18 protein-coding genes and 1 pseudogene are annotated in these 21,129 nt (G+C 74.1%); 10 read left to right on the top strand and 9 right to left on the bottom strand.

The features are described 5' to 3' along the window. Nucleotides 1-39: 39 nt before the first annotated feature. On the bottom strand, nt 40-1,023 hold the full coding sequence (locus KDL28_RS10380) for a LacI family DNA-binding transcriptional regulator (RefSeq protein WP_252437309.1): 984 nt from the start codon (nt 1,021-1,023) through the stop codon (nt 40-42). A gap of 108 nt (nt 1,024-1,131) precedes the next feature. Between KDL28_RS10380 and KDL28_RS10375 the strand changes: the two genes are divergently transcribed. Genes KDL28_RS10375 through arfA form a run of 4 tightly spaced genes read left to right on the top strand, consistent with a single transcriptional unit; the run spans nt 1,132 to nt 5,905 of the window. Next, nucleotides 1,132-2,439 (top strand): extracellular solute-binding protein, encoded by a 1,308-nt coding sequence (locus KDL28_RS10375; RefSeq protein ID WP_252437245.1) that lies wholly within the window; start codon nt 1,132-1,134, stop codon nt 2,437-2,439. A 46-nt stretch (nt 2,440-2,485) separates the two neighbouring features. After that, entirely contained in the window at nt 2,486-3,442 is a 957-nt protein-coding gene (locus tag KDL28_RS10370) for a carbohydrate ABC transporter permease (protein WP_252437241.1), read from the top strand. Then, the gene (locus tag KDL28_RS10365) at nt 3,439-4,353 is read left to right on the top strand and encodes a carbohydrate ABC transporter permease (protein WP_252437238.1); all 915 of its coding nucleotides are present in this window, start codon (nt 3,439-3,441) and stop codon (nt 4,351-4,353) included. The genes KDL28_RS10370 and KDL28_RS10365 overlap by 4 nt, the downstream gene beginning before the upstream one ends. Nucleotides 4,354-4,381: 28 nt before the next feature. Beyond that, complete coding sequence (gene arfA / locus KDL28_RS10360; RefSeq protein WP_372496941.1) at nt 4,382-5,905, top strand: arabinosylfuranosidase ArfA; 1,524 nt, start codon at nt 4,382-4,384, stop codon at nt 5,903-5,905. A 20-nt stretch (nt 5,906-5,925) separates the two neighbouring features. Here the strand turns inward: arfA and KDL28_RS10355 are convergent, their stop codons facing one another. Beyond that, on the bottom strand, nt 5,926-6,894 hold the full coding sequence (locus KDL28_RS10355; RefSeq protein WP_252437235.1) for an LLM class F420-dependent oxidoreductase: 969 nt from the start codon (nt 6,892-6,894) through the stop codon (nt 5,926-5,928). Between the two features lie 5 nt (nt 6,895-6,899). Further along, on the bottom strand, nt 6,900-8,474 hold the full coding sequence (locus tag KDL28_RS10350) for an ABC transporter substrate-binding protein (protein WP_252437234.1): 1,575 nt from the start codon (nt 8,472-8,474) through the stop codon (nt 6,900-6,902). 422 nt (nt 8,475-8,896) lie between these two features. On the opposite strand from KDL28_RS10350, the gene KDL28_RS10345 reads away from it, so the two are divergent. From KDL28_RS10345 to KDL28_RS10330, 4 genes are read left to right on the top strand one after another with little or no spacing between them, the layout of a single operon-like run. After that, a complete protein-coding gene (locus KDL28_RS10345; RefSeq protein ID WP_308215983.1) occupies nt 8,897-9,898 on the top strand; it encodes an ABC transporter permease in 1,002 nt (333 codons plus the stop codon). Continuing rightward, nucleotides 9,895-10,806 carry an ABC transporter permease gene (locus KDL28_RS10340; protein WP_252437232.1) on the top strand — a complete coding sequence of 304 codons (912 nt, stop codon included), beginning with the start codon at nt 9,895-9,897 and terminating at the stop codon, nt 10,804-10,806. The genes KDL28_RS10345 and KDL28_RS10340 overlap by 4 nt, the downstream gene beginning before the upstream one ends. Beyond that, nucleotides 10,803-11,864, top strand: coding sequence for an ABC transporter ATP-binding protein (locus KDL28_RS10335; protein WP_252437231.1), 1,062 nt, complete (start codon nt 10,803-10,805; stop codon nt 11,862-11,864). The genes KDL28_RS10340 and KDL28_RS10335 overlap by 4 nt, the downstream gene beginning before the upstream one ends. Beyond that, nucleotides 11,861-12,895: an ABC transporter ATP-binding protein gene (locus KDL28_RS10330; RefSeq protein ID WP_252437230.1), complete on the top strand. Its 1,035-nt coding sequence runs from the start codon at nt 11,861-11,863 to the stop codon at nt 12,893-12,895. The genes KDL28_RS10335 and KDL28_RS10330 overlap by 4 nt, the downstream gene beginning before the upstream one ends. 6 nt (nt 12,896-12,901) lie before the next feature. On the opposite strand, the gene entS is transcribed toward KDL28_RS10330, so the two are convergent. The 5 genes and pseudogenes from entS to KDL28_RS10305 all read right to left on the bottom strand — a co-directional run bounded on the left by entS (nt 12,902) and on the right by KDL28_RS10305 (nt 17,093). After that, entirely contained in the window at nt 12,902-14,125 is a 1,224-nt protein-coding gene (entS, locus tag KDL28_RS10325) for an enterobactin transporter EntS (RefSeq protein ID WP_252437229.1), read from the bottom strand. Nucleotides 14,126-14,212: 87 nt separating this feature from the next. Beyond that, nucleotides 14,213-15,055: a siderophore-interacting protein gene (locus KDL28_RS10320; RefSeq protein WP_252437228.1), complete on the bottom strand. Its 843-nt coding sequence runs from the start codon at nt 15,053-15,055 to the stop codon at nt 14,213-14,215. A gap of 211 nt (nt 15,056-15,266) precedes the next feature. Beyond that, a complete protein-coding gene (locus KDL28_RS10315) occupies nt 15,267-15,410 on the bottom strand; it encodes a ferredoxin (RefSeq protein WP_252437227.1) in 144 nt (47 codons plus the stop codon). Between the two features lie 10 nt (nt 15,411-15,420). Further along, nucleotides 15,421-15,612 (bottom strand): annotated as a pseudogene (locus tag KDL28_RS41085) (cytochrome P450); the annotation flags it as partial. Nucleotides 15,613-15,653: 41 nt separating this feature from the next. Then, on the bottom strand, nt 15,654-17,093 hold the full coding sequence (locus KDL28_RS10305) for a fused MFS/spermidine synthase (protein ID WP_252437225.1): 1,440 nt from the start codon (nt 17,091-17,093) through the stop codon (nt 15,654-15,656). Between the two features lie 106 nt (nt 17,094-17,199). Between KDL28_RS10305 and KDL28_RS10300 the strand changes: the two genes are divergently transcribed. Beyond that, nucleotides 17,200-18,780 carry a SagB/ThcOx family dehydrogenase gene (locus KDL28_RS10300; protein WP_252437224.1) on the top strand — a complete coding sequence of 527 codons (1,581 nt, stop codon included), beginning with the start codon at nt 17,200-17,202 and terminating at the stop codon, nt 18,778-18,780. 89 nt (nt 18,781-18,869) lie between these two features. Further along, nucleotides 18,870-20,228 carry a M20/M25/M40 family metallo-hydrolase gene (locus KDL28_RS10295; RefSeq protein ID WP_252437223.1) on the top strand — a complete coding sequence of 453 codons (1,359 nt, stop codon included), beginning with the start codon at nt 18,870-18,872 and terminating at the stop codon, nt 20,226-20,228. Nucleotides 20,229-20,254: 26 nt separating this feature from the next. On the opposite strand, the gene KDL28_RS10290 is transcribed toward KDL28_RS10295, so the two are convergent. Further along, nucleotides 20,255-21,129: IS630 family transposase (locus KDL28_RS10290; RefSeq protein WP_252437222.1), on the bottom strand; the 875-nt coding region annotated here is incomplete at its 5' end.

Genomic DNA, 21,129 nt, shown 5'->3' with positions numbered 1-21,129 from the left:
GCGCGGTGGCGGGCGGTGCGGGGGCCGCGATCGACCGGGTCAGGTGCTCTCCCGCACCACGAGCCGGTGCGGGGCCGTGCGGCTGCGCGGGGGCAGGTCGGGCTCGGCCAGCCGCGAGGTGGCCAGCTCCAGGGCCGCCTCGGCGACGAACGCCCGGTCGATCGCCACGGTGGTGAGGGCGGGCGTGGTGAACCGGCTCTCGGGCACGTCGTCGACGCCGACGACGGCGACGTCGTCGGGCACGCGACGGCCGTGGCGGTGCAGAGCCCGCAGGACGCCGATGGCGAGCACGTCGTTCGCGGCGAACACGGCGTCGACGTCCGGGCGCTGGGCGAGCAGGGCGTCCGTCGCGTCGGCGCCGTGCCGGCGGTCCCAGCCGGGCACGGTGCGGATGAGGGCCGCGTCCACCGGCAGCCCGGCCTCGTCCAGCCCCCGCGTGTAGCCCAGGACGCGCTGCTCCATCGCCGACTTCGGCAGCTCCTTGTGGCCGACCATGGCGATCCGCCGCCGACCCGTCGCCGCGAGGTGGGCGGTGGCGAGGGCGCCGATGGCGACGCTGTCGATGGCGACGCGGTCGGCGCCCGCGACGGCGGCGCCGTGCTCGCCGAGCAGCACCATCGGCGTGTCGTGGCGGGCCGCCAGCTCGGAGGGCGGCATCGTCAACGGGCTGAAGATCAGCGCGTCGGCGAACCGGACCGGGGATCCGGCCGCCACCTCGCGCTCGCGCTCCACGTCGCCGTCGGTCTGCTCCACGACGACGGTCAGCCCTCGGTCGCGGGCTGCCCGCACGAGCAGGGCGGCCAGGTCGGCGAAGTAGGGCATGTCGACGCCGGGCACGGCCAGCGCGATCGCGCCGGTGCGGCCGTGGCGCAGCTGGCGGCCGACGGCGTGCGGCCGGTAGCCCAGGGCCTCGACGTGGTGCTGGACGAGTGCGCGCATCTCCGGGCGCACGTGGACGTACTCGTTGACCACGTTGGACACGGTCTTGGGCGACACACCGGCCGCCCGCGCCACGTCCCGCATCGTCACCGGCCGCCGTCTGCTCCCCACACCCGCATTCTGCCGTGCCGTCCCTTGACAGCGGACCGACTTTCCGGCCAGGGTTTACCACGATGTAAAGGAGCGTGGTCGATGACGACTGCCCCCCGCCTGACGCGCCGCACGCTGCTGCGCGCCACGGTCGCCGCCGGCGGTGCCGCTCTGCTGTCCTCGTGCGCCGGTGGCGCGAGCGGCGGCGCGGTCGACCTGGCGTACTGGAACTTCTTCACCGGCAGCGACGGCGAGCTGATGGTCGACCTCGTCGAGGCCTACCGCGGCGAGGCGCCCGGCGTCCGGCTCACGGACACGACGCTGATGTGGGGCTCGCCCTACTACACGAAGCTGGCGATGGCCTGCGCCGGCGGGCGCGCCCCCGACCTGGCCACGATGCACGCCTCGCGGCTGGCGACCTTCGGGCGCGACCTGCTCGACGAGTGGGACCGCGACGAGCTGGCCGCCCGCGGCGTCACCCTCGACGAGTTCCCGCAGCCGGTGCAGGACCGGGTGGTGATCGACGGCAGGCTGATGGCGCTGCCGCTGGACACCCACCCGCTGGTGCTCTACTACAACACCGACATCTGCGAGCGGGCCGGCCTGCTCGGCGCGGACGGCAGCCTGTCCCCCATCCGCAGCGCCGAGCAGATGCTCGACGCCGGTCGGCGCGCCGCGGAGGTCACCGGGGCCACCGGCATCGCCTTCGGCGCCGCCGACAACTTCGCCAGCTGGATGGTGTTCTGGTCGACCTTCCGCCAACTGGGCGGGGAGATGCTGCTGCCCGACGGGGGACCGGCCGAGGTCGACCGCGACGCGATGGTCCAGGCGATGACCTTCATGCACGACATGTGCGACGGCACGATCGCCTCGGGCACCCTCGACGGCCCGGCGGCACCGGCGGCGTTCGCCAGCCAGCAGGCCGGGTTCCTGCTCATCGGCCCCTGGGAGGTCACCACCGCGCGGACCGCGGAGATCCCGTTCTCGATGACGCAGTTCCCCCTGCTCTACGGCGACACCCCGTACGCCAGGGCGGACAGCCACAGCTTCGTGCTGCCCTCGAGGGTCTCGGTGGACCCGGCGGTCCGCAGCGCCGCGTACGACATGGCGGTCTCGATGCTGCGCAACAGCCTCGGCTGGGCCGCAGGCGGCGGCCACATCCCGGCGCTGTCCGCGGTGGCCGAGAGCCCCGAGTACCTCGCCGAGAAGCCGATCTCCAACTACCGGGACGCGGCGCAGGTGGTGGCGTTCGACCCCGAGGGCTACTTCAGCGGGTCCGGCTCGACGCTGATGTCGCGTGCGGGGCAGACCCTGCAGGGCGTCAACTCCCGGGCGCTGACGCCCGAGCAGGGCGCCGACGACCTGATCGGCTGGCTCGACCAGCAGCTCAGGCTGGGATCCCCGCTGTGAGCGGGGCTGTGAACCGGGCCGTGGACGCGTCAGGGGAGGTCGAGCGATGAGCACGTCGAGCACGGTCCGGGACCCGGGAGCCACCGCCCCGGGCAGCACCGGCCCGCAGCGGGCCGACCGCCGCACGGGCCGCAGCCTCGTCGGTGGTCGCGGCGGGATCTGGTTCGTCCTGCCGTTCATGGTGGTCTACGCCGCGTTCGTGCTGTGGCCGCTGCTCTACGGCCTGGGCCTGAGCTTCTTCGACACCAGCCTGGTCAGCGACGAGTCGCAGTTCGTCGGGCTGGACAACTACGCCCGGCTGCTCGGCGACTCCGAGGTCTGGCGCACCCTGTGGGTCACCGTGCTGTTCACCGCGGGCAGCACGATCCCCCTGGTGGCGATCGCACTGGTGATGGCGCTGCTGGTGCAGACCGGGGTGCGCGGGCAGTGGTTCTGGCGCTTCGTGTACTTCGCACCGTTCCTGCTGCCGGTGGCCACCGTCGTGCTGATCTGGCAGTGGCTGTTCTCCGGCGACTTCGGGCTGTTCAACGGCGTGCTGACCGGGCTGGGGCTGCCGGAGGTCGGCTGGCTCACCGAGCCCGAGATGGGCCTGTGGTCGGTCATCATCCTGACCGTCTGGTGGACCATCGGGTTCAACTTCCTGCTCTACCTCGCGGCCCTGCAGGGCATCCCGGACCAGCTCTACGAGGCGGCCGAGATCGACGGGGCCGGCGGGTGGCGGCGGCTGTTCTCGATCACACTGCCCCTGCTGACCCGCACCACCGCGCTGGTGGTGGTGCTGCAGGTGCTGGCCTCGCTGAAGCTGTTCGACCAGGCCTACATCCTGTACCGGGGCAGCGGCGGACCGGGCGGGTCGGCGACGCCGATCCTGCAGTACGTCTACGACACCGGCTTCGTCGACTACCGGCTGGGCTACGCCTCGGCCATCTCCTACGTCTTCTTCGTGCTGATCATCCTGATCGCCCTCGTCCAGGCCCGGCTCAGCCGCAGGAGCGAATCGTGACGACCACCGAGACCGCCAACCCCGCCACCACCACGGTCCTGCCGGGGGCGGGCCGGGAGACCGCCGGGCCGTCGACGGTGCAGCGCTACACGCCGCTGGCCCGCGCCGGGATGGTCACCGGGCTGGCCGTGCTGGCCGTGCTGTGGCTGGCGCCGCTGGTGTGGGCCGTGCTCACCTCGCTGAAGTACGAGGCCGACACCACGACCGTGCCGCTGGAGGTGGTGCCCGAGCGCGGGTTCACCCTGGAGGCCTACACCTCGGTGCTGGCCAACGGCAACCTGGTCACGTGGTTCGTCAACAGCACCGTGGTCACGCTGGTGGTCACCGTGCTGACCGTGGCGCTGTGCGCGGCGGCGGCCTACGGGTTCTCCCGCACCCGCTTCCGCGGACGCCGCGCGCTGTTCGCGCTGACCGTCGCCGGGATCATGGTGCCGCCGCAGATCCTGATCGTGCCGCTGTACCGCCAGATGGTCTCCTGGGGCCTCGCCGACACCTACCTCGGCATCATCCTGCCCCAGCTGGTGGTGCCGGCGATGGTGTTCATCCTCAAGAAGTTCTTCGACGGCATCCCGCACGAGCTGGAGGAGGCCGCCCGGATCGACGGCGCCGGCCAGCTGCGGATCTTCCTGCAGATCGTGCTGCCGCTCTCGCGCTCGATCCTGGCCGCCGTGTCGATCTTCGTGTTCATCCACGCCTGGAACAACTTCCTGTGGCCGTTCATCATCACCTCCGACCCCGCCCTGATGACGCTGCCGGTGGGGCTCGTGCAGGTGCAGAGCAGCTTCGGGGTCCGCTACGCCCAGATCATGGCCTCGGCGATCCTGGCAGGGCTGCCGCTGGTGGTGGCGTTCATGCTGTTCCAACGACAGATCGTCCGCGGGGTCGCCACCACCGGCCTCGGCGGCACGTGAGAAGCACCGCCTGCAGGAGGGAACCGGTTTGCCCCGCGCTCGTCTGACCATCGACCCCGACTTCACCATCGCCCCGGTGCCGCGCCGGTTGTTCGGCTCGTTCGTCGAGCACATGGGCCGCTGCGTCTACACCGGCATCTACGAGCCGGGGCACCCGAAGGCCGACGCCGACGGCCTGCGCACCGACGTGCTCGACCTGGTGCGCGAGCTCGGCCCCACCGTCGTGCGCTACCCGGGCGGCAACTTCGTCTCCGGCTACGAGTGGGAGGACGGCGTCGGGCCGCGGGAGCAGCGGCCGCGCCGGCTCGACCGGGCGTGGCGCTCGATCGAGACCAACGAGTTCGGGCTCGGGGAGTTCGCCCGGTGGGCGCGCGCGGCCGGGGCCGAGCCGATGATGGCGCTCAACCTCGGCACCCGCGGCATCCAGGAGGCCTGCGACCTGCTGGAGTACGCCAACCACCCGGGCGGCACCAAGTACTCCGACCTGCGCCGCAGCCACGGCAGCGCCGACCCGTTCGACGTCCGGCTGTGGTGCCTGGGCAACGAGATGGACGGCCCGTGGCAGGTCGGGCACAAGACCGCCGCCGAGTACGGCCGGCTGGCCGCGGAGACGGCGCGGGCCATGCGCCTGGTCGACCCCCGCATCGAGCTGGTCGCCTGCGGCAGCTCGCACTCGGGCATGCCGACCTTCGGCGAGTGGGAGCGGGTGGTGCTGGAGGAGGCATACGACCAGGTCGACCACATCTCCGCGCACGCCTACTACCAGGAGCACGACGACCCGCGCGACTTCCTGGCCTGCGCCCGCGACATGGACGCCTTCATCGAGTCCGTCGTGGCCACCGCGGACGCCGTGCGGGCCCGCGGCAAGCACCGCAAGCACATCGGCGTCTCCTTCGACGAGTGGAACGTCTGGTACCAGTCGCGCTACCGGGAGTCGGCGATCGCGAAGGGCGAGAGCGAGTGGGAGGTGGCGCCGCGGGTGATCGAGGACGAGTACTCGGTCACCGATGCCGTCGTCGTGGGCACCCTGCTGAACTCCCTGCTCCGCCACGGCGACCGGGTGACGATCGCGTGCCAGGCCCAGCTGGTCAACGTGATCGGGCTGCTGCGCAGCGAGCCGGGCGGCCCGGCCTGGAAGCAGTCGATCGCGCACCCGTTCGAGCAGGTCCGCCGCCGCGCGACGGGCGACGTCCTGGACGTGCGGGTGCGCAGCGACCGCTACGAGACCCCCCGCTTCGGCGACGTCGACCTCGTCGACGCCGCCGCCACCTGGGACGCCGAGAGCGGGGTCCTGTCGCTGTTCCTGGCCAACCGCGGCCTGGCCGAGCCGGCGCAGGTGCAGGTCGGGGTGCGCGGCTTCGGCGACCTCCGACCCCGGCACGCCGCCGTCCTCGCCGCGGCCGACGGCCAGGACCGGCACACCACCAACGACGAGCAGCACCCCGACCGGGTGGGGCTGCGCCCGCTCGACGGCGTCCGGGTGGAGGAGGGCAGCGCGCACCTGGAGCTGCCGCCGCTGTCGTGGGCGGTGGTGCAGCTGGCCCGCGGCTGACGCCGACCGGGGGGCTCCCGCTACCGCGGGGCCAGCGCGCGCACCGTCGCGACCGGATCGCCGACCCCGAGCGGCATCAGCACCGGCGTGCTCACCCCGGCCTCGACGTAGGCCCGCACCTGCTCGCGCACGGACTCGGCCGGGCCGTGCAGGACCAGGCTGTCGACCACGGCGTCCGGGATGGCGGCGAGCGCGCCGCGCCGGTCGCCGCCGGCCCACAGCGTCCACATCGGGCCCAGCTCGGTGCGCCCGAGCCACTCGTGGAACCCGCGGTAGACCGGCACGTTGAGGTAGGCCGCGATGGCCCGCCGCCCGACCTCGCGGGCCTGCTCCGCGGGCACGTCCGGCAGCACGAAGATGCGGGCCACCAGCTCGGCGTCGGGCCTGCCCTGCCCGCGCACGTGCGGGGCGACGGTGCGGACGTCGTCGGCGGTCAGCCAGTTCAGGATCGCGCCGTCGGCCTCGCGCCCGGCCAGCCGGAGCATCCCCGGCCGCAGGGCCGCGAGCAGGATCGGCGGGGCCGGCTCGGGCGCCTCCGGGAGCCGGAAGCCGCGGATCGCGAACGACGGGTACTCGTGGTCGACCTTGGCCCCGGCCAGGGCCGGGCGCAGGAAGCGCAGCAGGTCGCGCACCCGCGCGTAGGGCTCGTCGAACCCGATGCCGTTCCAGTTGCGCACGATCACGTCCGAGGACGTGCCGATGCCCAGCGCGAACCGGCCCGGCGCCAGCCCGGCCAGCGTGGCCGCCGACATGGCCACGGTGGCCGGGCCCCGGGTGAACGCCGGGATGATCGCCGTGCCCAGCCGCAGGGACGGCGCCCACTGCGAGGCCAGCACCAGCGGGGTGAACCCGTCGCTGCCGCCCGCCTCGCCGGTCCAGACGTCGGTGTAGCCGAGGTCGGGCAGGGCGGCCACGACGTCGCGCTGCTCGCGCAGCGGCAGGCCGGCCAGCGGGATCGTCAGGCCCCAGCGATCGGGTCGCGCGTTCATGGCCCTCAGCGTCGCACTCCCAGCGTGCGGAAGTTGATCTGGCCGGTGACCAGCGTCTCGAACCCGACGATGGTGTCCTTGGTGGCGATGACCGACTGGTCGGAGGCGATCGGCACCTGGAACGCCTGCTCGACGAGCTCGCCGACCTCCTCGTGGATCGTGGCCGTGCGGGCGTCGGGGTCGAGGGTGTCCAGCGCCTGGCGCTGCAGCTCCTCCAGGCGCGGCGTGGTGTGCCGGCCGGGGTTGGAGAACCCGTCGCCGGTGAACTGCAGGTCGATGGTCATCGACGGGTCGGGCCGCCCGCCCCACTGCGACACCAGCGCGTCGCCCTGCTGCTGGCGGTAGTAGACGTCGGCGGTCTGGGCGGCCTCCACGGAGCGGATGTTCGCGGTGATGCCGACCTCGCCCAGCATGTTCTGCACCGCCTCGCCCGCCTGGATGTAGGTGCTCAGCGAGGTCACCAGCATCTCGAAGGAGAAGCCGCCCGCCAGCCCTGCCTGGGCGAGCAGGTCGCGCGCCTTCTGCGGGTCGTAGGGGTAGTAGTCGCCCGGGTAGGCCGGGTTGTGGGCGTAGTAGCCCTCCGGGAACGGCTGCACGGTCGGGCTGCCCGCGCCGAAGTAGATGCCGTCGACGATGGCCTTGCGGTCGATCGCGTGGTTCAGCGCCTGGCGCACCAGCGGGTTGCCGAACTCCGAGCGCGCCCGGTTGAGGTAGAGCACGAGGTAGGTCAGCGTCGGGTCGCGGTGCACGACGATGCCGGGCAGCCCCTCGGCCTCGGGGGCCAGCCGGCCGGTCAGCAGGGCCATGTCGACCTCGCCGGTGCGCAGCGCGTTCATCCGGGTGACCTCGTCGGGCAGGATCCGCAGCTGCAGCTCCTTCGCTCCGACGACCTCGGAGTCCCAGTAGCCGGGGTTGCGCTCGTAGAAGATCGTGTCGTTGGGCCGGTACTCGCGCACCCGGTACATGCCGGTGCCGACGGGGGCCAGGTCGAGGTCGGGGTTGTCGAACGCGGTCGGGCTGACCATCGCCCCGGCCCGGTGCGAGAGCAGGCCCAGCAGCATGCTGTTGCGCTCGCTCAGCCGCAGCCGCACCGTCCGCGGGTCGACCACCTCGACCGTGCTCACCATGGCCAGGTCGGCGGCGACCGAGGAGCCCTCGACGGTCTTGGCCCGCTCGATGTTGGCCCGCACCGCCTCGGCGTCGAACTGCGCGCCGTCGTGGAACTCCACGCCCTCGCGCAGCGACATCCGCAGCGCGAGCCCGTCGTCCTCCCAGGCCCACTCGGTGGCCAGGCCGGGGATCGGCTCGCCAGCGGGGGACAGGTGCACGAGCCGGTCGTAGACGGGGGCGAAGAACCGGATGTCCTGGCCGATGGTCGAGCGGTGCGGGTCGAACCGGCTGGGGCCGACGGCGTCGGCGAACCGGATGGTCGCCTCCGGGTCGACGTCCTCCGGGGCGACCGGGGCCTGCTCGGCGGGGGCCTGGCCGCCGCCCGCGGGCTGGATCGGCGCGCAGGCCGCGACGGCCAGCAGCGCGGCGATGGCGACGGCGAGGGTGGGGACGAGGGGTGACAGCTTCATCGTTCCGGTTCACCTTCCGGTTCCGCGGCGGTGCGGTCGAGGCGAATGCAGGGGCGGCGGGAATGCGGACGAGTGGCACGTCCAGGGGCGGCCGCGATCACCGTACCCCGGGCCCTGACGATTGAGTAGACGCAATTCGACCGCCGTTCCGCGGCGATTCCCGGGCGGCTCCCGCCGGTCGTCGGCGCAGCCGAGTGCGCATGATCGATGAGCCGATCGGCGGCGCGGCCGATGGTTACCCGAGGGTAGCGGCTGATCGATATCAGCCGTCTGACCTGCGGATAGCTGGTTCGGCCCCGTCGGGATCCCGGCCGAGCGTTGACCGGTGGGGCGGTGGCGGTTTACCTTAACGGCCGATCAGTTGTCGCACCGTCCGACCACGAGTCGTTTTCCCGCGGTTCCCCATCAGCAGCCACAGCGGAGTGGTGAGCGAACGCGCCACCCCGCTGGCCCGACGTGCGGGGAGAGTGCCTGGAATCGTGCCGCAATACGCGCTGAAACGGGTCCTGATGATGGTCCCGCTGCTCTTCCTGGTCTCGCTGGGCGTATTCGCGCTGGTGCTGCTGATCCCCGGCGACCCGGCGATCACCATCGCCGGCGAGAACGCCACCGAGGCCCAGATCGAGGCGACCCGCGAGCGGCTGGGGCTCAACGACCCCGTCATCGTGCAGTACCTCGGCTGGGCGGGCTCGGCGCTGACCGGCGACCTGGGCACCTCGCTGTTCAGCAACGAGTCGGTGAGCGGGGCCATCGCGGCGAGGTTCCCGGTGACCATCGCGGTCACCGCGGCCGCGATGACCGTGGCCCTGCTGATCGCCGTCCCGGCCGGGATCATCGCCGCCGTGCACCGCGGGCGCTGGCCCGACCGGCTGGCCACCCTGTTCGCCTCGATCGGCATCTCGATGCCCAACTTCTGGGTCGGCATCCTGCTGATCATCGTGCTGGCCCTGATGTTCCCGATCTTCCCGGCGGTGGGCTACACGCCGATCTCGGAGGGGATCGGCGCGTGGGCGCACAACCTGGTGCTGCCCGGGCTCACCCTCGGCACCACGGTCGCCGCCGAGATCACCCGCCAGCTGCGCGGCTCGCTGCACGACGTCATGCAGCAGGACTACATCCGCACGGCCAGGGCCAACGGCCTGCGCGGCGGCGTGGTGATCGCCAAGCACGGGCTGAAGAACGCCGCGGTGCCGGTGGTCACCGTGATCGGCTTCCAGGTGGGGTTCCTGCTCGGCGGCTCGGTGATCGTCGAGCGGGTGTTCGGCATACCGGGGCTGGGCGACCTGGCCATCCGCGCGGTGCTGCAGCGCGACATCCCCATGATCCAGGGCATCGTCGTGGTCACCGCCCTGGTGGTGATGCTGGTCAACCTGGCCGTCGACCTCAGCTACGGCTACCTCAACCCGAAGGTGAGGCAGGGATGACCGCGCAGTCGGCCGCACCGGTCAGCCCGGACGAGCAGGAGGCGCTCGACACCCCCGAGCTGAGCGCGGGCGCCCGGTTCCGGCGGCGGTTCCGCCGCCAGTACCCGGCGCTGCTGGCGCTGGGCTGGCTGGTGCTCGTGGTGCTGACGGCGCTGTGCGCGCCGCTGCTGGCCACCCACCCCCCGCTGGAGCAGAACCTCGCCGGGGTCCTGCAGCGCCCCGGCCAGGGCGGTCACCTGCTGGGCACCGACGACCTGGGCCGCGACGTCTACACCCGCGCCCTCTACGCCGGGCGGATCTCGCTGGTCGCGGCGGCCCAGGCCGTCGCGGTGGCCGTCGCGCTGGGCGTCGTCCCCGGGCTCGTCGCCGGCTACGCCGGGCGCCGGGTGGACGCGGTGATCATGCGGATCACCGACGGGGTGATGAGCTTCCCGCCGCTGATCCTGGCCATCGCCTTCGTCGGCGTGCTCGGCCCGAGCCTGACCAACGCCATGTTCGTCATCGGGGTGATCTTCGCGCCGCGCTTCGTCCGGCTGGTGCGGGGCAGCGTGCTCTCGGTGCGCCAGGAGACCTTCATCGAGGCCTCCCGCTCGATCGGCACCCCCACCCACCGGGTGATCCGCCGCCACGTCGTGCCCAACGTGCTCTCGCCGCTGATCGTGCAGATCTCGCTGGCCGCGGCGATGGCGATGCTCGCCGAGGCGAGCCTGTCGTTCCTGGGCCTGGGCGTGCAGCCGCCCGACGCCAGCTGGGGGTCGATGATCGAGCGGGGCTTCCGCTACACCGCGGCGGCGCCCTGGCTGACCGTGTTCCCCGGGCTGCTGATCGCGCTGACCGTACTCGCCTTCAACGTGCTCGGCGACGGCCTGCGCGACTCGCTGGGCCGCGAGGAACGGAGGGCGGCGTGACACCCGCGTCGACCGGGGCGCCGGCCCCGTCCACCGCAGGCGGGGCCGCGGGGGGGACCGACCCGGTGCTGGTCGTCGAGGACCTCGAGGTGCGGTTCGCCACCGACGGCGGCTGGCTGACCGTGCTCGACGGGGTCTCGTTCAGCGTCGGGCGCGGCGAGACCGTCGGCATCGTCGGCGAGTCCGGCTCGGGCAAGACGGTGACCAGCCTGTCGGTGCTCGGCCTGCTGCCCCCGCACTCCTCGCGGATCACCCGCGGCAGCGTGCGCCTCGACGGCGTCGAACTGGTCGGCATGGCGCGCCGCAAGCTGGAGGCCGTCCGCGGCGACGACATCTCGATGATCTTCCAGGAGCCGATGACCAGCCTGAACCCCGCGTTCAAGGTGGGCGACCAGATCGCCGAGGTGGTGCGCAGGCACCGCGGCGGGTCGTGGCGCTCGGCGACCGCGCGCGCCGTCGAGGTGCTCGACGAGGTCGGCATCCCCGACGCCGCCCGCCGCGCCCGCAGCTTCCCGCACGAGTTCTCCGGCGGCATGCGCCAGCGCGTGATGATCGCCATGGCGATGGCCTGCCGACCCAAGGTGATCATCGCCGACGAGCCGACCACGGCACTGGACGTCACCATCCAGGCCCAGGTGCTCGACCTGATGCGGACGATGAGCCGCGAGCACGGCACCGCGGTCGTCTTCGTCACCCACGACCTGGGGGTGGTCGCCGACATCTGCGACCGGGCGGTCGTCATGTACGCCGGGCAGGTCGTCGAGCAGGCCGTGGTGGACGACCTCTACCACCGGCCCCGCCACCCGTACACGGCGGCGCTGATGACGGCCATGCCGCAGCTGACCGGCCGGTCGGGGCGGCTGGCCACGATCCCCGGCCGCACGCCCGCCCCGGGCTCGATGCCCGCCGGCTGCCGGTTCCACCCGCGCTGCGCCCACGCGGTGGACCGCTGCGTCGACGGTGATGCCGACGGCCGCGTGGAGATCCGGGAGCTGGCCGGCGGGCGGTCCAGCCGCTGCCTGCGGGTGCACGAGCTGACCCTGGAGGGGACCGAGTGACGCCGTCGGTGGACCGCCCCGCGGTCGGCACGGGCAAGCCCACCGCCGCGGTGGCCGAGGCGCCGGTGCCGGTGGCCGAGGTCGAGGACCTCGACGTCGAGTTCCGGCTGCGCCGCGGCCCCCTCGGCGGCACGGTGCCGCTGCGCGCGGTGCGCGGGATCGACCTGGCCATCGGCGAGCGCGAGACCCTCGGCCTGGTGGGGGAGTCCGGCTCGGGCAAGTCCACGACCGGGCGGGCGCTGCTGCGGCTGATCGAGCCGACCGGCGGCCGCATCCGGCTGGACGGCCAGGACATCACCGCCCTGCGCGGCGAGGCGCTGCGCGGCGTGCGGCGCAAGATGCAGATGGTCTTCCAGGACCCGTACTCCTCGCTGGACCCGGCGATGGTGGTCGCGGAGAGCATCGCCGAGCCGCTGGACACCCACCTCGCGCTGACCCGCGCCCAGCGCACGGCCCGGTTGGCCGAGCTGATGGAGCAGGTCGGGCTCTCCCGCCGGCACCTCAACCGCTACCCCTACGAGTTCTCCGGCGGCCAGCGCCAGCGCATCGCCATCGCCCGCGCCGTCGCCGTGCACCCGCGGCTGGTGGTCTGCGACGAGGCGGTCAGCGCGCTGGACGTGTCCACCCAGAACCAGATCCTCAACCTGCTCGAGGACATCCAGGCAGGCTCCGGCATCTCCTACCTGTTCATCGCCCACGACCTGGCGGTCGTGCGGCACATCGCGCACCGCGTGGCGGTGATGTACCTGGGCGAGATCGTCGAGACCGGGCCCACCGACCGGCTGTTCGACCGGCCGGCCCACCCCTACACCGAGGCGCTGCTCTCGGCCGTGCCGCTGCCCAGCCCGCGCCGCCAGCGCGAGCGCGAGCGGATCGTGCTGACCGGGGAGGTGCCCGACGCCGCGGACCCGCCGCCGGGCTGCTCCTTCCACACCCGCTGCCCGTACGTGATGCAGCGCTGCCGGGTCGAGGTCCCGGCCGAGACCCCGGTCGAGGGGGGCGGCACCGTGCGCTGCCACCTGCGGGGGTGAGCGTCGTCAGCGGCGCAACCGGCGCAGCCCGGGCAGGGTGGCGACGAGCGCGGTCAGCACGATCCCCATCACGCCGTACACCGCCAGCGCCCAGCGGGTCGGCACCACGGCGGCGACCGCGGCCGCCGTGGCCGCGCCGGTGGCGGCGGCGCCGAGCACCTGCGCGGTCCACACCGCCGACACCCGTCCGCGCAACCGGTCCGGCGCGGCCTCCAGCACGGCGGCGTAGCGCAGGATGTCGCCGCTGGACCGTCCCAGGCCGAACGCCGCCAGCGCGACCGCGGCCGGGAGGGCCGCGCCCACCGCGCCCGCGGCCGCCATGCCCAGGGCGGCCAGCAGCGCGGCGCCGAGCAGGGCCCGCCCGACCCCGTGCACGGTGCCGGTCCAGCCGCTGACCAGCGAGCCCAGCAACGCGCCCACGGCGGGAGCCGCGTAGAGCACCCCGACCAGCTCCGGCCCGGCGCCCAGGACGTCCGCGGCGTACTCGGGCAGCAGGACCGTCCAGCCCGCGGTGGCCATCCCCACCAGGCCGAGCGCGAGCACCGGGCCCACCCGGGCGTCCCGCACGGCGAACCGGGCCCCGTCGGCGAGCAGCCGCACCGCGGGCTCGCCGCCGCCTTCCGGCGGCAGCGGCGGCAGCCGCAGCAGGCTGGTCACGGTCACCACCGCGGTCGCCGTGCAGACCGCGTAGTTGGCCGCGAAGCCGCCCGCTGCGACCAGCACACCGCCCAGCGCGGGCGCGGCCACCGCACCGATGTTGACCATCAACGCCATCAGCGCACCGGCGGCGGCCAGCTGCTCCTTCGGGACCAGCTGCGGGGTGGCCGACATCAGCGCGGTCGAGGAGATCCCGCCGCACAGCCCGTCGACGACGCCGCACAGGTAGATCGCCCACAGCGCGGGCTCGGGCACCAGCGCGCCGGCCGCGAGCCCGGCGTAGCCCAGGCCGGCCCCGGCGCGGGCCAGCAGGATGACGGTGCGCCGGTCGTAGCGGTCGGCCAGCACGCCGCCGCCGAGGGTGCCGACGAGCGCGGACAGCCCCACGGCCGCGGTCACCCCGGCCACACCCGCGGTCGAGCCGGTCAGCGCGAACACCTGCAACGGCACCGCGACGAGCACGAACCCCAGCCCGAAGACCGAGACGGTGCGGGCCACGAACACCGCGCGGAAGCCGCGGTGGCGCAGCGGGGCCGGGTCCAGCAGGAGGCGGCGCCGCGGCCGGGAGGTCATCGGGCGGCCGTCCGCTCCGGCCGGGGCCGCGCGGTGCCCGCCGGGACCGGGTCGGGAGCCGGCGCGGTGATCACCTCGGGGTGAGCGCTAGCTCGCGGGCTGCTCGATCTCGTCCATCTCGGCGTACATCTCCTGCATCTCGTCGAGGAAGCGCTTGTCGTCGTGCACCTTGTGCAGCCAGTAGCCGCAGAACTCGACGCGCCGCTTGTCGACGCCGAGGTCGCGGACCAGGTGCCGGCGAACCTCCTTGACCATCCCGGACTCGCCCGCCACCCAGGCGTACACCTGGCCCTCGGGCAGGCGCGCCTGGCGCAGGGTGCGGACGACGATGTCGCTGCGGCCCGCGGTGACGCCCTGGCGGTGCAGCCAGACCAGGTCGACGTGCGGGCCGGTGGCCAGCGCGATCTCGTCCTCGGGGCCGCCGACCTCGACGTAGACCAGTGCCCGGTGGCCCGCAGGCAGTTCCTCGAGGATGACGGAGAGGGCGGGCAGGCCGGTCTCGTCGGCGACCAGCAGCAGCCAGTCGGTGTCGGCGGGGGGCTCGGCGCTGGCCGCGTCGTGGCAGACGCCGACCACGTCGCCCGGGGCCGCGCGCAGCGCCCACGCCGAGGCGGGCCCTTCGTCGCCGTGCAGCACGAAGTCGACGTCGAGCTCCAGGGCGTCGGCGTCGAAGCGGCGGACCGTGTAGTTGCGCAGCGCGGGGCGGTGGTCCTCCGGGATCGCCTGGTAGGTCTCCCACCAGTCGCCGCTGTCGGGGATCACCGGCTCGCGCTGCCCGGGCCGCGGGAAGAACATGCGCACGACCTGGTCGCGGCCGACGCCGACGAACCGGGTCAGCTCCGGGCCGCCGAACGTGATCCGGGTCATGTGCGGCGCGACGGGGGTGGTGCGCAGGACACGGGCCGCCATCGCGGCGGGACGTGAGCTCATCGGCTCAGCTTAGGCATGCCTACGCTCAGCGCAAGGAGCCCTCCTCTGGTCCCCGTGGAACCCGCGACGACAGGTTCGCCTACCGGGCAGGTCCACCGGGACGCCACGACGATCGACGACCCGGCGGCCCGCGCCGTGCTCGACCTCTGCACGAGCTGCCCGGGACCTCCGGGGTGGCGAGGTCCCGGACAGCTGAGCGGGTCGGCCCGGCTCAGTCGGTGACGGTGATCGCGGCCGCCGGGCAGACGTTCGCGGCCTCGCGGACGCTCGCGTGGTCGCCCGGCTCGGGCTCGACCTCCAGCAGCACGACGACGCCGTCGTCCTCGCGCTGGTCGAGGACGTCCGGCGCGAGCATGACGCGGGTGCAGCAGCACCTCCAGGGTCACCTGCAGCTCGGTGCGGGCGAGCGCCTGCCCGAGGCACGAGTGCGCCCCGGCGCCGAAGCTCAAGTGCGGGTTGGGGGAGCGGGTGAGGTCCATGTCCTCGGCGCCGTCGAACGCCCGGGCGTCCCGGTTGGCCACGCCCATGCTGCTCATGACGGTCTCGCCCGCGGCCAGGGTGGCCGACCGATCGACTCGGAGCTGGGTGTGTCCAGCCGCTAGCCTCCCAGCAGCTGGTCGGTCGGCGCGTAGTCGTCGGTGAGCACGCTCGCCCCGGCGGCCAGCGCGCGCACCCCGGCGTCGCCGACGACCGAGTCGGGCTCGCCGCGCGCCGCGGCGCGCTCGGCGAGCGCGGTGAGGTCGAGCGGGCGGTCGGAGGCGACCAGCACGACGTTGCCCCGCCCGCCCGGCGCGAGCTGGTCGGGGCGCACGAGCAGGGCGAGGTGCCCGAACCGGGTGGCGAGGGTGGCGGCCTCGGCCGCGACCAGGGCCATCGGGTCGGCGTCGATGACGTTGAGCACGTAGACGCCGTCGGGGCGCAGCACGCGGTGCACCTGCCCGGCGAACTCGGTGGTGGCCAGGTGCCACGGCACCTGCCGGGCGCCGAACGCGTCGCCCACGACGACGTCGGCGGACGCGGCGGGCAGCTCGGCGAGGGCCGTGCGCGCGTCGGCGATCCGGACGTCGAGCCCGGGGATCTCGTCGACGCCCAGCTCCCGACGGCCCAGCTCGACCACGCCGCGGTCGACCTCCAGGACGGTCGAGGTCGAGCCCGGGCGGGTGGCGGCGAGCCAGCGCGGCATGGTGAACCCGCCCCCGCCGAGGTGCACCGCGTCCAGGGCGCGGTCTGTGGGGAAGGCCGTGTCGACGGCGTCGGCGAAGCGCTGGGTGTAGGCGAACTGCAGGCGCCGCGGGTCGGTCAGGTCGACCGCGGAGTGCCGCAGGTCGTCGAGGACGAGCACCCGCGTGGAGGGCCCCTCGGCCTCCACGCGCGCGCAGTGGTGGACGGTGTCGGCGTCGCAGCGGCCGGGCACCGCCACCAGCGCCACGGCGAGCAGCGCGGCGGCCCCGCCCACCCGCGCGACGTGGGTGCGCGACGTGGCGGTGGCCATGGCCAGCAGCAGGCAGGAGCCCGCGGTGACGAGCAGGATCATCGACACCGGCAGCAGCGCGACCAGCACGAAGCCGGTCAGGAAGGTGCCGGCGAGCGAGCCGAGGGTGCCGGCCGCGGAGAGCTGGCCGATCACCGCGCCGGAGCCGTCCACGCTGTGCAGCCGGGCGCGGGTGACGGCCGGGGTCACCATGGCCAGCGCGGCCACCGGGGCCAGCGTGGAGGCGGCCACCAGCAGCACGGCCGCGACCGGCCCGGCCCCGACCGCCGGGCCCAGCACCCGCACGAGGGGCTGCACGGCGAGCACGCCCAGCCCGCCGACGGCGAGCGCACCGGCCGCCACCCGCGTCGGCGCGACCACGTCGGCCCAGCGCCCGCCCAGCGCCGCCCCGGCCGCGATACCGGCCAGCGCCACGCCGATGACCGCGGTGGTGGACTCGAGCGTCAGCCCGACGTAGGGGGCGACCAGCCGCGTCGCGAGCGTCTCGACGATCAGGATCGCCGCGCCGGACAGCAGCACGACAATTCGGGCGAAAAGGGGCGTCACGGCATCAGTCTCCGGCACGCCCCGCACCGGCGCGAACGCCCCTGCGGTGGCGCCGGTCTCAGGTCCGGCGCCGCTCCGGCGCGCGGTCGGGGAGCAGACTTGCCGGGTGTCCAACGACGACGTCCAGCGGGCCATGGCCTTCCACGACGCGACGAAGTACTACGCGCTCGACGACGCCGCGCCGGGCGACGAGCGCATCGGCATCGGCGATCCGGCCGCGCGGACGCCGGCGATCTGGCAGCGCGACGCGAGCATGAAGCCCATCCTCTACAAGGTCTACGAGACCCCGCCCTCGGTCGAGCCGCCGCGCGACCTGCCGGCGACGGGGGCACCGGCGCTGGAGGCCCTGGCCGCGGTCGGGTCGGAGGCGGCCGGGCCGCGCGTCGTGCCCGACCGGGCGCTGCTCGGCCGGATCGGCCTGCTGACCAACGGCGAGCTCGACCGCACCTACACCACCCGCGACGGCCGCGTGAACCACTACCGCACGGCGGGCGGCACCGGGGCCCGCTACCACCTCGAGCTGTACTTCGTCTGCGCCGACCTGCCCGACCTGGACGCCGGCGTCTACCACTACAGCCCGCTCGACCACGGCCTGCGCCTGCTGCGCGCGGGCGACCACCGCGCCGCGCTCGCCGCGGCGACCGGCGACGAGCCCTCGATCGCCGCCGCGCCGGTCGTGCTGGCCGTGACCAGCACGTTCTGGCGCAACTCGTGGCGCTACCGCGAGCGCGCCTACCGGCACGCCTACTGGGACGCCGGCACGTCGCTCTCGCACGTCCTCGCGGTCGCGGCGTCGGCGCGCGTGCCCGCGGCGCTGGTGCTCGGCTTCGCCGATCCGCTGGTCGCGGCGCTGCTGGGGGTCGACGGGGAGCGGGAGGCCGCGGTGGCGCTCGTGGCGCTCGGCCGCGATTACGCCCCGGTGCCGCCCGCGCCCGCGGCGGGCCCCCTCGACCTCCCGGTCAGGCCGCTCTCACCCGCCGAGGTGACCTGGCACGCGATCACCGACCTGCACCGCGCGTCCTCGCTGGGCAGCGGCGCCGAGATCGCGCGGTGGCGCTCGCGCCGGTGGCGCCGGCCCGACCCGGAGCCGACGGGTGAGCTGGTCGAGCTGCGGCCGCTGCCCGCCGAGCGGCTCGACCCGCGCGGCGTGGAGGAGATCATCCTCCGGCGGCGCTCGACCCGGAACTACGACACCGGCGTCGAGATCGGGTTCGAGGCGTTCTCCACCCTGCTGGAGCGGTCCACGCGCGGCACGGCCTCCGACGCGCTCACCCCGGGCGCCCCGCTCACCGACCTCTACCTCATCGTCAACGCCGTCGAGGGGCTCAGACCGGGCGTCTACCTGCACCACCCGGGGCGGAGTGCGGTCGAGCTGGTCCGCGCGGGGGAGTTCCGCGAGCGGGCCACCCGCATCGCGGCCGCCCAGCGCTACGCGGGCGACGCGCACGTGAACCTCTACTACCTGGCCGACCTGCCCGCGATCCTGGGCCACTACGGCAACCGGGGCTACCGCCTCGCCCAGCTCGAGGGCGCCCTGCACGCCGGCAAGCTGCACCTGGGCACGCACGCGCTGGGGTTGGGCGCGGTCGGCTCGACGTCCTTCGACGACGAGGTGGTCGAGTTCTTCTCCCCGCACGCCGAGGGCAAGGCCTACATGTTCGTCACCGTCTTCGGCAAGCGCCGGTAGCCGCCGGGGTCCTCGTCGTCGCCCGTGCGACCGGCTCCGGGGCTCGCCAGGGCCGGTGCCGGGGCGCGGGTCCTGGGTAGGGTGCCCCGATGGCGTCGGTGTCGGTCGGCAGCGGGCGGGAGGCCGCGCCGGCGGTGGCCAAGCTGCGGGCGCTGGTGCGCATCCCCACGGTCGGCGACCGCGATCCCGCGCAGGTCGACCACGCCGTCTTCGACGCCTTCCTGGCCGAACTGCGCGCGCAGTTCCCGCTGCTGCACGAGCGGCTGGAGCTCACCGCGCTGCCCGGGCACGGGCTGCTGTTCCGCTGGCCGGGCCGCTCGCCCGCCGACCCCGTCGTGCTCGTCGCCCACCTCGACGTCGTCCCGGTGGTCGCCGACGACTGGCGCCGCCCGCCGTTCGGCGCGGAGCTCGCGGACGGCGCGGTGTGGGGCCGCGGCACGCTCGACGACAAGGGCCCGCTCGTCACGATCTGCGAGGCGGTGGAGACGCTGCTGGCCCGGGGGAGCGTCCCGGCGCGCGACGTGTGGCTCAGCTTCGGCGGCGACGAGGAGGTCGCGGGCACGTCGGCGCGGCACGCCGTCGACGAGCTGGAACGCCGTGGGGTGCGCCCGTGGTTCGTGCTCGACGAGGGCGGCGCCGTCGCCGGTGGTGCGCTGCCGGGGCTGCGGGTGCCGCTCGCGGTCGTCGGCGTCACCGAGAAGGGCGTCGTCACCCTGCTGCTGCGCGCCGAGGGAGCGGGCGGGCACGCCTCGACACCCGCCCGGATGGGCCCGACCGCGCGCATCGCGCGCGCCGTCCTGCGGCTCGAACGCGCCCCGCTGCCGGCCAGGGCCCCCGCGCCCACCCTGGAGCTGTTCCGCCGGATCACCCCGCACGTCCCGCGGGCGGCGCGCCCGCTGCTGGCCCGGCTCACCGGGCTGCCGCGCCTGCTCACCCGACTGCTGCTGGCCGCCGGCCCGGAGGCGGCGGCGATGGTGCGCACGACGCTGGCGGTCACGACCCTGTCGGGCAGCCCGGCGCTCAACGTCATCGCGGCCGGCGCGACCGCGGGGGTGAACGCGCGGGTGATGGTCGGCGACACCGTCGCGGGCGTCGTCGCGCACGTGCGCCGCACGATCGCCGACGACGGGATCTCGATCGAGGTCGTCGAGCGGCACGAGCCGAGCCCGGTCTCGCCGTGGGACGAGGCGTTCGGGCTGCTGGAGTCGACCACCGCCGCGGTGTTCCCGGACGCCGTGACCACGCCGTACGTGATGATGGCCAGCGCCGACGCCCGGCACTTCACCCGCATCTGCGAGCGCGTCTACCGGTTCGCGCCGCTGCGGATGTCCCGCGCGCAGCGCGCGTCGATCCACGGCGCCGACGAGCACGTGCGCGTGGCCGACCTGCTCGACGGGGTCGAGTGGTACCGGCGGCTGCTGCTCGCGCTGCCCGGCGGGGACGGCTAGTGCGGTGACCACATAGGTCCACCGGGTCAGGCTGCCGCGGGTCGGCCCCAGCGGCGTTGGCGTTCGCTGCGGACCCGAGCCCGCTCACGTCGCTGGGCGGCGAGGACGTCGGGATGGCGGGCGTTGGCGTTGCGCCAGCGCAGGTAGTCCTGCAACCGGCGCGCCAGCGCCGGGTGGTTGGGGTGGTTCGAGGCGCCCATGACAAAGCTGCGCAGCGGCCCGAACTGGGCCTCGATCGGGTTGGCCCAGGACGCATAGGTTGGGGTCAAACACAGCTCAACGTTGTTCGTTGCGGCCCAGGCCCGGATCTTCGCGGTCTTGTTCGCCGACAGGTTGTCCATGATCACGTAGATCGGGGCGCCGTCCAGGCGGGCCGCTCGGATGCTCTTGAGAGCAGCCAGGCTGTGGTCAGCGCCTTTGCGGCGCCGCGTCACGCCCCAGAGCTGGTCATCGCCGAGGCTGTAGCAGCCGTGGAAGTAGCGGATGCCGTGCGTGCGGGTGTAGGTCGCCGGCAACCGAGCCGGCTTCGACTCGGGTGCCCAGCTCGAGCCGTGACACGGCCGGATGGACAGCGGCCCGAACTGGTCGAAGGCGAAGCAGCGGTCCAGGAACCGGGTGGTGACCTCGTCGATGCGGTCGAGCTTGGCGTCCTTGTCCGGGTCGCGGGACTCCTTCCAGGTGCGCGTGCGCTGGAACGACACGTGCTGCTCGCGCAGGATCTGGCGCAGCCGCTCACGACTGAGCACGACCCGGCGCTCGTGGCAGCGGCCCAGGTAGTCGACCAGTTTGCGCAGGCTCCAGTGGGTGAAGGGGCACCCGAGCTTGGTAGGTCGGGTGGTGGCCGTCGTGACGATGAAGGCGATGTCGTCGTCACTGATCAGGCGGGGACGGCCTCCCGCCC

Source organism: Pseudonocardia humida (assembly GCF_023898865.1).
Classification (GTDB): domain Bacteria; phylum Actinomycetota; class Actinomycetes; order Mycobacteriales; family Pseudonocardiaceae; genus Pseudonocardia; species Pseudonocardia humida.
The sequence above is the reverse complement of the archived record's forward strand: the minus strand, read 5'-3'. Positions and strand labels throughout refer to the sequence as shown.